General features: G+C 55.8%; 10 protein-coding genes. 5 read left to right on the top strand and 5 right to left on the bottom strand.

Annotated elements, in window-relative coordinates; genetic code table 11:
* Nucleotides 1-26: 26 nt before the first annotated feature.
* The gene (locus CYD26_RS05160; protein WP_065759650.1) at nucleotides 27-797 is read right to left on the bottom strand and encodes an ABC transporter substrate-binding protein; all 771 of its coding nucleotides are present in this window, start codon (nucleotides 795-797) and stop codon (nucleotides 27-29) included.
* 467 nt (nucleotides 798-1,264) lie between these two features.
* On the opposite strand from CYD26_RS05160, the gene CYD26_RS05155 reads away from it, so the two are divergent.
* Nucleotides 1,265-2,206: a LysR substrate-binding domain-containing protein gene (locus CYD26_RS05155; RefSeq protein WP_102051955.1), complete on the top strand. Its 942-nt coding sequence runs from the start codon at nucleotides 1,265-1,267 to the stop codon at nucleotides 2,204-2,206.
* 26 nt (nucleotides 2,207-2,232) lie between these two features.
* Here CYD26_RS05155 and CYD26_RS05150 read toward each other — a convergent pair whose 3' ends face one another.
* Nucleotides 2,233-2,451: a hypothetical protein gene (locus tag CYD26_RS05150; protein ID WP_102051954.1), complete on the bottom strand. Its 219-nt coding sequence runs from the start codon at nucleotides 2,449-2,451 to the stop codon at nucleotides 2,233-2,235.
* Nucleotides 2,452-2,776: 325 nt separating this feature from the next.
* Nucleotides 2,777-4,108 carry an OprD family porin gene (locus CYD26_RS05145; RefSeq protein WP_099775212.1) on the bottom strand — a complete coding sequence of 444 codons (1,332 nt, stop codon included), beginning with the start codon at nucleotides 4,106-4,108 and terminating at the stop codon, nucleotides 2,777-2,779.
* Nucleotides 4,109-4,574: 466 nt separating this feature from the next.
* Here CYD26_RS05145 and CYD26_RS25700 point away from each other — a divergent pair, with 466 nt between their 5' ends.
* Together CYD26_RS25700 and CYD26_RS05135 are read left to right on the top strand one after the other, a co-directional pair.
* The gene (locus CYD26_RS25700) at nucleotides 4,575-5,459 is read left to right on the top strand and encodes a methyl-accepting chemotaxis protein (protein WP_102051953.1); all 885 of its coding nucleotides are present in this window, start codon (nucleotides 4,575-4,577) and stop codon (nucleotides 5,457-5,459) included.
* A gap of 81 nt (nucleotides 5,460-5,540) precedes the next feature.
* Nucleotides 5,541-5,834 carry a hypothetical protein gene (locus CYD26_RS05135; protein ID WP_102051952.1) on the top strand — a complete coding sequence of 98 codons (294 nt, stop codon included), beginning with the start codon at nucleotides 5,541-5,543 and terminating at the stop codon, nucleotides 5,832-5,834.
* Between the two features lie 85 nt (nucleotides 5,835-5,919).
* On the opposite strand, the gene CYD26_RS05130 is transcribed toward CYD26_RS05135, so the two are convergent.
* Together CYD26_RS05130 and CYD26_RS05125 are read right to left on the bottom strand one after the other, a co-directional pair.
* The gene (locus tag CYD26_RS05130; RefSeq protein ID WP_102051951.1) at nucleotides 5,920-7,821 is read right to left on the bottom strand and encodes a potassium transporter Kup; all 1,902 of its coding nucleotides are present in this window, start codon (nucleotides 7,819-7,821) and stop codon (nucleotides 5,920-5,922) included.
* A gap of 260 nt (nucleotides 7,822-8,081) precedes the next feature.
* Nucleotides 8,082-9,209 (bottom strand): GNAT family N-acetyltransferase/peptidase C39 family protein, encoded by a 1,128-nt coding sequence (locus tag CYD26_RS05125; protein ID WP_102051950.1) that lies wholly within the window; start codon nucleotides 9,207-9,209, stop codon nucleotides 8,082-8,084.
* 149 nt (nucleotides 9,210-9,358) lie between these two features.
* On the opposite strand from CYD26_RS05125, the gene CYD26_RS05120 reads away from it, so the two are divergent.
* Together CYD26_RS05120 and CYD26_RS05115 are read left to right on the top strand one after the other, a co-directional pair.
* Nucleotides 9,359-10,888 carry a RimK family protein gene (locus CYD26_RS05120; RefSeq protein WP_256587955.1) on the top strand — a complete coding sequence of 510 codons (1,530 nt, stop codon included), beginning with the start codon at nucleotides 9,359-9,361 and terminating at the stop codon, nucleotides 10,886-10,888.
* Between the two features lie 67 nt (nucleotides 10,889-10,955).
* Complete coding sequence (locus CYD26_RS05115) at nucleotides 10,956-11,906, top strand: magnesium transporter CorA family protein (protein WP_102051948.1); 951 nt, start codon at nucleotides 10,956-10,958, stop codon at nucleotides 11,904-11,906.
* Nucleotides 11,907-11,924: the final 18 nt, after the last annotated feature.

Below are 11,924 nucleotides of genomic sequence, written 5' to 3'. Positions count from 1 at the left end.
GGCGATTGAGCGCGCTGTAGCCGTCTTCAGTTATAGATGTCGAAGCTGAAGTACTTCTTCTGAATGGTGTCGTAGGTGCCGTTCTTGTGCATTTCTGCCAGTGCACCGTTGATGGCCTCGATCAGCTCATGGTCATCCTTGCGCAGGCCGATCGCGATCCCTTCGCCCAGCAGTTCGTCGTGCTTGACGGCATCGCCTGCGAACGCAAAACCGGTGTTCCTCGGTGTTTGCAGAAAGCCGATATCGGCCACGGCCGCATCGGTCAGGCTGGCATCGATCCGCCCGCTGACCAGGTCTGGATACAGCACGTCCTGGTTCTGGTACGAGACCATGATCACCCCGTGTGGTGCCCACATGGCCTTGACGAAGGCTTCCTGGGTGGTGCCTTGTGCAACCCCGACACGTTTACCCTTGAGCGACTCGACCGTTGGCAGCAGGCCGCTGTCCTTTTTCGCGATCAAGCGATTGGGCGAGTTGTAGAGGCGGTCGGAGAAGGCGACATTCTGTTTGCGTTTCTCGTTGACCGTCATGGCCGACAGCACGCCGTCGAACTTCTTCGCCCTGAGCGCAGGAATGATGCTGTCGAATGCCGTTTCGACCCAGACACATTTGGCCTTGAGCTGAGCGCAAATGGCGTTGCCCAGATCAATGTCGAAGCCAACCAGCTCGCCGTCAGCGTTTTTCGACTCAAAAGGCGCAAACGTCGGGTCTACACCAAAGCGAATAACGCTCAGGTCCTTGGCGAGGGCGCCAGTGGAAGCCAGTGCAAGGACAGTGGCAAGGACAAATTTTCTCATTGTTGTTTTCCTTTGTCTGTTACAGGGGGCGGAGGGTACGGCGCTAAAGCACAGATACATCATGATATGCATGTACTTGTATATACATGATTAGCAATATGCAGGCCAAACTGCGCCAGCGTAGGTGCAAGGCTCTGTTCCAAGGGGTTTGAGTGCTGGAGGGTAATCCAAGGGGTGGGGAGGTGCGCGGTTTCGTTACGCATTGTTACGTCAGGCTTTTTTTTGTTCCCGTCGGTACACGCTGAAGCCCGTGGGGTATCCCATCGGTTAGGCGAGTAACGCGCGACACACGGGGTAGTACGCATAGACATGGTGCTCTCCTTGTTTTTGCTTTTTTGATAGGGGAAGGGGAGGCAGTGCCAAGGCCAGCATACGAGAGTCTGAATTTGCGAAAAGATGCTGAAAGCTGTTGCTTTGTATAGCTGGGCTAAAGTATCAAACCGTCAGCACCCTTTAAGGAGAGACTGATGAACAACTTGCCTTCTCTGCGCGCCTTACAGGTTTTTGAAGCGGTCGGGCGCTACGGAGGCATTATCGAGGCCGCCAGGCGTCTGGGGATTTCTGCCGGTGCGGTCAGCCAGCAAATGAAACTGCTGGAAGATAGCCTGGGTCTGAGCCTGACCTTCAAGGTGGGCAAGCGTATCCGGTTGACCGCGGCGGGGCAGCGTTACCATGAGAGCTGTGCGTCGGCATTCGAAAGCCTGCGCATTGCCCAGGTAGAGGTCGAACGCTCGAAAAACGCTAGCAACTTGCGCATCAGCGCGCTGCCGTCGTTGCTTTCCGAGTGGCTGGCACCGCTTATTTACGCGTGGCAGAGCGATCACCCGGGGCTCAATCTGTTTCTCGACGGCAGCCATGCCGAGCCCTCGCCTGATGGCTACGAAGTCGACTTCCGGCTCACGTACGGTGATCTTGAGTCGACCGAAAATGCCATTGAGTTGTTTCGCGATTGTGTCGTTCCGGTGTGTAGCCCTGGCCTGATTCAAGATGATCGGCCACTGGATACCCCGGCCGATCTGTTGGCCTACCCGTTATTGTCGATTGACTGGCTACCAAAGTTCGCTTCGCCGCCGTCATGGCGCGACTGGTTTATGGCTCAGGCGGTCGATTGCTCGTCGTTGCGTGACGGCTACCGTGTTTACTCATTGTCATCAATGGCGATTCAGGCCGCATTGTCGGGGCAGGGCGTAGTACTGGCTCAATGTTCGATGATCGCCGGTGCGCTGGCGGACGGGCGCTTGATCATGCCCTTTGCACACGCATTGCCGATGCCCTCATCGTATTTGCTGGTGGGTGCCAAGGGCGCATTCGACAATGCCCACTGCCGTGACTTCCATCGTTGGCTGGTAGCGCGAGGACGGGAGCAAATGTTCATTAACCAACAGTTGCTGGCCGGTTCCGCTCCATAAACCGAGGTGGCGTTGCTTCGGTGCTGCTACGCCTTGAAACACGTATCAAGCCAATGATCCAGCTCACTGACGGTGTAATGGGTCCACTCGGTGATTTGCTCCAATCGCATCGCAACGCGAAGCCTGTTTTCGTTGGTCAGGGCGTAGCCGCGTGTCCGCAGGAACTTATCGACGTAGTCTTCGATGTCCAGTATTTCGTTGTCAGCAGACAGCACCGCCTGCATTTTTTCAAGGTGCTGCCGCATTGCGCCACTGTCCCAACTCAATCCGCTCACCCTGCTCAGTATGGAGGTATTTAGTCATCTCTCCCTTACAGTGTAGGCGAGTGTCAAATTTATGGCAAAAAAAATAGAGTTTTTGCTCGCCATGTTGGGTTGTTGACGCTGATCAGTTTAGCGAACAGGAGTGATCGATATCTTGTACGTTTGTGCCCGGTAATTTGCGATTGAGCACCGATTCCATAGAGTTTTGCGAGGTTCTGTGGCGCGCGATGGTAGCGGCGGTTTTATCCAGCTGTATGGGGTTCCCAGCGTGGAAAAAACCACCGCGTTACGCCTGCTGGTGCAGCCGTTACAGGATCGAGATCGGGTAGTCGATGATCAGGCGCATTTCATTGTTGTCGCTCTCGGCCTGGTCGGCGTTGGCATAGTGGAACGACTGACGCAGGCGGAACGACAGGTCTTTGACCGGCCCGCTCTGGATGGTGTACTTGGCTTCCACATCGGTTTCGTGGTGCTTGCCGTTGTCACCATAGCCATAGGCACGGTAGGCGCTGTCTGCCGCCATGTGCGAGCCGTCGATGTTGTCACCGTTGATGTAACGGGCCATGAAGCTCAGGCCGGGCACGCCAAGGGTGTCCATTTTCAGGTCGTAGCGTACTTGCCATGAGCGCTCGCCAGGGCCGTTGAAGTCCGAATACTGGACCGAGTTGGCGAGGAAGATCGAGTCACCAGCAGCCCCCCCGCCGTTATCGCCAAACCCGACATAGTCAAATGGGGTATCGCCATCGACTTTCTGAAAGGCCAAGGTAACGGTGTGGGCGGTGAGGAAGGTGTAGGCCGCCGAGGCCGACCAGGTGGTGTTGTTGATCGAGCCGGCCTTGGCACTGCCTTCATCCAGTGTGCGGTAGAGGCTGAAGTCCAGTGCCACGGACTGGCTGCTGGAGATCGGCAACTGATAGTTCAAGTCACCATAGTACTGGCGCCATATATCCTTGAACTGCGAGGCGTACAGCATCAGGCCGAGGTTGTCGTTCAGTGCATAGCGTCCGCCGAGGTAATCGACATCGCTGGTCTCGACGTTGGCATAGGTGGCCCACAGGCCGCCGCTGGAACTGGTGGTGGCATTGGAGGTGCCGGCGTAGAAATGCCCGGCTTCCAGATCAAGGTTCTGGATCTCGCTGCTCATCAGCGAGAAGCCGGTGGCAGTCTGTGGCAACAGTCGGGTACCACCTGCGGCGAACACAGGGGCGGTGGGTTGCATCTGGCCAAACTTCAGCTCGGTTTTGGAGACGCGCATCTTGAGTGCGCCACCGGCGCGGCCGAACTCGTCTTCAGGGCTGCCGTCGCGGTTAACCGGCAGGTTGCCGGTTCCGGTCTGGCCTGAGCTGCCGTCAAGTTTGATCCCCCAGTAGCCGAAGGCATCGACACCAAAACCGACGGTGCCCTGGGTGTAGCCGGAGCTGAAGTTGGCCATGAACCCCTGGGTCCAGTCGCGGCGTGTGTCACTGCCGTTCTTGCCATCGCGATCGAAGTACATGTTGCGTAGCAGCACCTTGAGGCTGCTGTCTTCGACAATGCCTTTGGCTTCGGCCTGGTCGCTAACGAAGGGTGCTGCGTTGGCCAGTGGTACCAGCCCACCGGACACGGCCAATAGCAGTACGCCATTTTTCAGGTGATTCATCTTTCGGTCGCCCCTCTGCACAAAATGTCTGACAGACACTCGGTTTGAGATTGTTATGAATGGTCTTGTGGAAATGGCAGACAAGTACGCCGCGTTTGGCCCTGGAAGGCGCGTTGGCGTTGAAACATTGTTCTTCTTTTCGTCCGTGTGCACGGATCTTCCGGCATCTTGCCGAAAATGAACGTTTTCTGAATACCGAGGTTTTGTAAAAGACTATTCCCTGTTGAGTAACAGTCCGTCATGACGATGATACTTTTCAGGTATGGCGCCAGACCCACCTAATATTGGACTGCCACTACTTGCAGCCTCTATCGTGGAATAAAGAACAATAAGAGCGCCCTATGATTTCGATACCTTCTTCCCGATGGACGCTTGACGGGGTTCCACCTGCGCTATCGGTAACGCCATCTGCCTGTTTCACACCCTGCAGTGCCCACTCAAACCGCTGGTCTTGGAGTAGGTCACGATGAGTCGTGGATTTCTGGCCGGTATCCTGCAACTGACAGGTGTGTTGATCGCAACGGCGGTACTGATGTCAGAGGTGCCGCAGGCTGCCCTTGGCAGCGTGGCGTTACTGTGTTTTGTGTGTGCAGGGCTGCTGTATCACTTTCGCCCGGCGACGGTGATTGAGGTGCCGGTTGAATGCATGCCGAGCGGTGTGGCAGCGGTTGTGCCTGAGCCTGCGCCTGCGCCCGTGGCTTCGACAACCGAAGTAATTGCCCCCTTGTGGAGCGACGGCAGGCTGCAGAAGACGCTGAAAAAGCTTGATGACGCCATCATCCAGACCGAGGCCGACATGCAGTTCGCCGACCAGTTGGCGCGTGCTGCTGGTGCGCATGTGCGTTCAAGTGCCGAGAGTATTCAGGCGTCCTCGCACATTCTCTGTGAGCTCGACACGTCGATGAGCACGATCGCCCATACCTTTAATGAACTGGGTGCGCAGTCTGTACGCATTGGCGCGTTGGTCGGCAGCATTCAGGATATCGCTCGGCAAACCAACCTGCTGGCCCTGAACGCGGCGATCGAGGCCGCACGTGCGGGTGACCATGGACGCGGTTTTGCGGTGGTAGCCGATGAGGTTCGGAACCTGTCTCGTCGTGTCGCCGACTCCAGTGCCCAGATTCAAACCATTGCAGGCGAACTGCAACAATCGGCGGGTGACGCCCGAGCCGGAATTGAGGGGCTTGGTGCTTCAACACGTTCAGGCATGGAGCAAGCCAGCGTCGCGTTGCGCGCCATGGACGAGATACGCGGCGCCGCAGAGCAACGCATGCAGATCGTCGAACGGGTCATGGTGGGCTTGAGTGGGCAGCGGCAACTGTCCGGGGCAGCCCAGAGTTTGATCGAGTAAGCCGACCTTGCCGTCATGCGGATGCCGTGGGCTAGTCTGTTCATAGACGTCACGGCATAGCGCCGGTCCGAGGAGGCAACCATGAAGCGAGTACTGTTGAGCCTTGCCCTGTTCGCGATGGTCGGGTTCGTGAAAGCCGAAATTCCATTGGTGGATGCCACCTGCCCAGGGGGTATTGATGTTCACGCTGATGAAGGCGGGCCGATCTACATCAATGGCGAAGAGGGCAAGCTGAAGACGTTGAATGAAAATAGCTATGAAGCCACTGGCCAAGGTATCACCATCTCGTTGAGCATCGACCGCGATGGCACACCTTCAGTCTCGTACAGCAGCAAGGACGGGGCGAAAGGGGTCTGCGAGCTGACAGAAGATTGAGGTGCCTGGGCAGTGCAATTGGCTAGTGCGAAATCGCACGTCATTTGACCACCCGAGGCAGGTGTCCTGATCCGCGGCAGTAACCCTACATCTCAACCTGAGTGCCGAGTTCTATTACCCGATTCAGCGGTAGATTGAAGTATTTCAGGTTGCTGTTGGCGTTCTTCAGAAGAAAAGCGAACAGGTACTCTCGCCAACGTGCCATACCGATACGCTTGGTAGGGATGACCGTCTCACGACTCAGGAAGTAGGTTGTACGCATCGGGCTGAAATCCAGTTCAGGCAAGTGGCAGAGGTTCAGTGCCGCAGGTACATCAGGCTCTTCGATAAAGCCAAAATGAAGGTTTACCCGGAAGAATCCGGCGCCATATGCCTGGACCTCAAACCGCTTGTCTGCAGGCACGCGCGGACGATCTTCAGACACCACGGTGAGCAGCACGACCTGTTCGTGCAACACCTGGTTATGCAACAAGTTGTGCAGAAGGGCATGGGGGACAGCGTCGGTGCGGGCAGTCAGGAAGACGGCAGTACCTTGCACTCGATGTGGGGGCTGTGAGTGGAGACTGTCAATGAATAGATGGAGAGGAAGGGCCGTCTCGTCCAGCCGCTCGACAATGATCTTGCGGCCACGCTTCCAGGTCGTCATCAAGATGAACAGGGCAATGCCCGCGATGACGGGGAAAGCACCACCTTGAAAAATTTTCGGAGCATTGGCTGCGAAGTAGAGGCTGTCCACCAGTAGAAAACCAAGCAGCATCGGGATCGCCAGCCAGCGAGGCGATTTCCAGAGGAGCAGGACGACAGCGGCGGACAGGATTGTAGTGATCAACATGGTTCCCGTCACAGCCACACCGTAGGCCGCGGCCAGAGCACTGGACGATTCAAAACCAATGACCAGCAGCACGACGCCCACCATCAGTGCCCAGTTCACCATGCCGATGTAAATCTGCCCTTGCTCCTGGCTGGAGGTATGCTGGATGAACATGCGGGGAACATAGCCAAGCTGGATGGCTTGGCGGGTCAGGGAGAAAGCCCCGGAAATGACCGCTTGCGAGGCGATGATGGTTGCCAGCGTAGAGAGCCCGACCATTGGCAGCAGAGCCCATTGCGGTGCCAGCAGATAGAACGGGTTGCGTACGGCCTCGGGATTCCCCAGGATCAACGCGCCTTGGCCGAAGTAGTTCAACGCCAAGGCTGGCAGTACCAGCATGAACCACGCGCGAGCAATCGGCTTGCGGCCGAAGTGTCCCATGTCTGCATACAGTGCTTCGGCGCCGGTCAGCGCGAGCACCACCGCGCCGAGGATGGCGACGCCGATCCCGGGGTGAACGATAAAAAACTGTACGCCCCAAGCGGGGTTGAGCGCATGCAGCACTTCGGGTCGCTGCACGATGCCGTAGATCCCCAGTGCACCTAGAACCAGAAACCAAAGCACCATGACCGGACCAAACAGGATGCCAATTCGTGCGGTACCGTGTTTCTGTATCAAGAACAGCGCAACCAGAACAAGCAGGGACAACGGCACGACCCAGTGCTCAATTCCGTCAAACGCCAGCTGTAACCCCTCTACAGCGGAAAGTACCGAAATTGCAGGGGTAATCATGCTGTCACCATAGAACAGCGCGGCACCGAACAATCCAAGCAGGACCAGCATTCTGCTCAAGCGCGGGTAGGGTGTAGCGGCGCGACGGGCCAGCGCCGTCAACGCCATGATGCCGCCTTCTCCCTGGTTGTTGGCGCGAAGGATGAACAGCACGTATTTGATCGACACCACCCAGATCAACGACCAAAAGATCAGTGACAGTATCCCAAGCACACCGTCGTGATTGGCCTGTACCCCGTAGTGCCCTGCGAATACCTCTTTGAGGGTGTAAAGGGGGCTGGTGCCAATGTCGCCATACACCACGCCTACTGCCGCGACCAGCAGGCCTGCGGCTGAAGTTTTTGCATGTGAATTTTCGGTTACTTGGGTTGCTGATTGGCTCACTGGGTGTTTCTCGAAAAATGAGGATGCTGAAAAACGCGTACCGGGTACCTTGGTGCTGGGGTCTTTCATTTACGCTGGGTTTACGCTAGCAGACGAAAGGTGCCCCGAAACGCCAAAGTGATGAAGACGATCAGGTGAGCTGTCGCGAGGGAAATCGACAAGCGCTGCCATTTTTGCGGCCGCCAGTATCGTTGCAGATCCGATTGGCGACCGTAAAAAATCTGTAAAACTCAGCGTTGTCTACTTACTTTAGTCTCCTATTACGCCATAGGGGCTACTTCACTGTTGGCGTGTTTTCGAGCGTAAAGGATTACGTATGCGCGCAACTTGTTGCTGCCAAAGGCGCACATCTTGTCGAATGCCGCATGGCTGACAGGCAGGTGCTGGCAGTCGAGTGCTTGTCGGTGCTGGCTGTGATCAATGTCCGGGTCATGCAGGTAGACGAAATCTTCATCGCAGTCTGTGACGATCACCCAATGTGGGGCTTTCGAGCGCGTCAGGCGATAACTGCTGATCAGGACCAAGGGTTGGCCTCCGTCGCGCAGAACACGTGCCAGATCCAACTGGTTGCCACTGATTTGTTGTACATCGCTGTGCTGTAGTTCAGTGCAGAACGCTTCGTGTACCAGACGTATGACTTCCTTTTTATGTTTGTTGCGTACGCTGTTGAGAAACAACGGACCGTCAATGCTGACCTGCAGCTGCACGCGAAACCCTCGGCGCCATGCCGCCAGCGCCAGTCCTTGGGGGCTGCAACCTCCGTGACCCGAGGTCATGAAAACGGTGGTGGCCTCTCGCCAAATTTGCAGCTCCTCTCTGCGCTCGGCCAAGCGGTTCGGCTGCAGCGCACACATGGCCATCAAGAGGCAGGCCGGCCCGCAAGTGAAGTCAGTGGTCTGCTGGTAGTAGGGCACCGGAACCTTGCGGCTTTCGCGATGCTGCAGGATCCGCTTCTCCAGGCGTAACGCTTGCGCATGGTCTTCGTAGTAGTCGTTGACCTCGGCGAAACGGCGGTATCCGTTGCGCTCATAGAGCGTGATAGCGACAGGATTGTCCGACCTGACTTCCAGGCGCATGTAGGCACAGTCGTGCGCCAGGGCACATTGTTCAGCCTGGTCCAGCAGCTGTTTCCCCAGGCCCATGCCTCGACTGTGGGTGGCAATGGCTATGGAGTAGAGTCGGGCCAGAGAGGTGCCGCGATGAAACAGCACCAGGCAGTACCCCATCAACTGACTGCCCGCCTGCGCGACGATCAAGCTGGCGTGGGCGCGGCTGATCATCCACTGAAAACTGCGTGGCGTCAGTCGGTCAGAGGTAAAACACTGGTTTTCCAGCGCCAGCAGGGGCTTCAAGTCTTCTTGCGTAGCGTTGCGAAATAGCAGGTTCATATAGCCGCCGTAAAAGTTACGTAACGAAACGAGACTTTCTGAAAGGCTCGTGTTTAATAGACAGGAACTTGTCTTTTAGCGGACTTCTTCAAATGTCAGTAGCACAACGTGATGTGCGTGAAGTATCAGAGAAAAAGCAGTTGGCGGCAATGTTGAGACTTAATTGTTCATCTGGCCTGGTACAGGGTTCCAGTCAGCTGGTTATTATTGTCGAACGCAAAGATGACTGGGCTTCTTATTTTCCAAGTGACGACCTGATGACGGCTCAGGAGTACCTCGAAAAAAACCTGGAAAGTGAAGGCGGAAAACGTGTTCAAGTAATTAACCTGTGCCGCAGCTACAAGTACCTGGGGCACGGTTATTACTGCTCATTATTGGCGGAAGCGCGCGGTCATAAGGTAATTCCCTCCGTACGGACTATGAGCGAGCTGACCCGTAAGTCATTGTACGGTGTAGCACTTGATGACCTAGGCAGAACAATCGACAGGGCATTGATTAACCACGTTTACAGTAATACCGAGGGGTTCACCCTAACCCTGTACTTTGGTACGACCAGCCTGGAACCGCTTCAGGAGCTGGCACGGCAAATATTCGAAATATTTCCTTGCCCGATTCTTCACGTCGAGTTTCGTAAAAGCACGAACTGGCGTATTGAAGGCATTAAGTTCGGCGCGTTACACAAGCTGCGCGAAGATCAGGAAGATCAGTTTGCCAACGCGTTGGACCGTTTCAGTCGCAAGATTTGGCGAGTACCACGATCACGGCGGGTGGCACGCTATGACCTGGCCATATTGCATGACCCGCAAGAAGCGTTGCCACCTTCCAACACTAAAGCACTGGAGCGTTTTATCCGGGTGGGCAAAGGACTGGGCATTGATGTCGAACTGATCGAAAAGAAAGACTACTCGCGCATCGCCGAATATGACGCCCTGTTGATTCGCGAAACCACCAGTATCGATAACCACACCTATCGCTTTGCCAAGAAGGCAGAAAGCGAAGGTCTGGTGGTGATGGACGATCCAACGTCAATCCTTCGCTGTACCAACAAGGTGTACCTGACGGATCTGCTCAAGAGCCACCAGTTGGGGATGCCGGTTACCGAAATTCTCTACAAGGATCGGCCTCAGGATTTTGAACTGGTGAGTGAGCGCTTGGGCTTTCCCCTGGTGCTGAAAATCCCCGATGGTTGTTTTTCACGCGGGGTCGTCAAGGTGCAAAGCCAGGAAGAGCTGTTGAAAGCTACCGCACAGCTGTTTGAGCACTCGGTGCTGTTGCTCGCCCAAGAGTACTTCTACACCGAGTATGACTGGCGGATCGGGGTGCTCAATCGCAAGCCGATATTCGCCTGCCAGTACTTCATGTCCAAGGGACACTGGCAGATCTACAACCACAAAGCCAAAGGCCAGGATGTTAACGGTGAGTGCCGCACCCTGGCGGTACATGAGGCACCACGTGCAGTGGTTGATCTGGCGGTGAAGACCGCGAACCTGATCGGAGACGGTCTCTACGGCGTCGACCTGAAGCAATCGGGTGACAACGTGGTGGTGATCGAAGTCAATGACAATCCCAACCTGGATGCGGGTATTGAAGATGCCTATTTGCAAGACGATCTCTACGCGCTGATCCTGGAAGAGTTTATCCGCCGCCTCGAACTCAAGCGTCGCGGTCAGGCGTGGTGAGTAGGTGTTCTCTGGCAAACCCTGCTATATACCGAGCTTCCGTAGTCGATAGCGGTAGAGGACAGAAGTGATCAAGAGTTTTCAACTCGCCCATGGGGCGCTGATACCGGTTGAACGCATCGATGCCGAGGTGATGTTGTTCAGCAATCCCGATGTTGCTGAACGGGATCTGCTGCGAAGCGATTTCAAGCTGGACGATCACGCGCTGGCTTCTGCACTAGATCCGGACGAGGTCTCGCGCATCGAGTTTCACCCGGAAAACCTGTTCTTGATCTGGAAGCGTCCAGAGAGTTACTCGGGTGCCGAAAGCCTCGCTTTCGAGGTGTCGTCATTCGGATTGCTGTTCTCGAAAACGCGCTTGCTGGTAATTGCCACCGATGACTCACAGTTGAGCGGGCTGGGTGATCGGCAACCCTTGCACACACCACTGGATGTGTTGCTGGACATGCTGTTCAACAACCTCCATCACTATCTCGATCACCTGAAGGTCATCAAGATGGTTGCCCGAGAGTTGCAAAAAAAGTTCAACGCTTCCATGGAGAACCAACATCTGATTCAGATGTTCAACCTCAGTGAGAGCCTGATCTACTACATCAACGCTATTCACAGCAACGGCGCGGTCCTGACTCGCCTGCGCAACCATGCCGAGAAAGAGCACTTTGGCGCTGAGGCAATCGCGCTTATCGACGATTTGATCATCGAAAACAACCAGTGCAGCAAGCAAGCGGAAATCTATTCGAGGGTGTTTTCCGGCTTGATCGATGCACGTGGCAATCTGATGAACAACAGCATGAACAACCTGTTGCGCAAACTCACATTGATCAATGTGGTCTTCTTGCCACTCAACCTGATCGCCAGCGTTGGTGGCATGTCCGAATTCAGCATGATGACCTCGGGCGTCCCCTGGTGGATTGCCTATCCGTTGTTTCTCGCGGCGATGTTGATGGTCGGCGGCTTGATGGTGGTCGTGCTCAAGCGTCTGACGCAAGGCTCGACCAGTATGCATGGTCCTCACTGAGGCACGCGGGCAAGAGCC

This window comes from Pseudomonas sp. FFUP_PS_473 (assembly GCF_002858665.1).
GTDB lineage: Bacteria > Pseudomonadota > Gammaproteobacteria > Pseudomonadales > Pseudomonadaceae > Aquipseudomonas > Aquipseudomonas defluvii.
The sequence above is the reverse complement of the archived record's forward strand: the minus strand, read 5'-3'. Positions and strand labels throughout refer to the sequence as shown.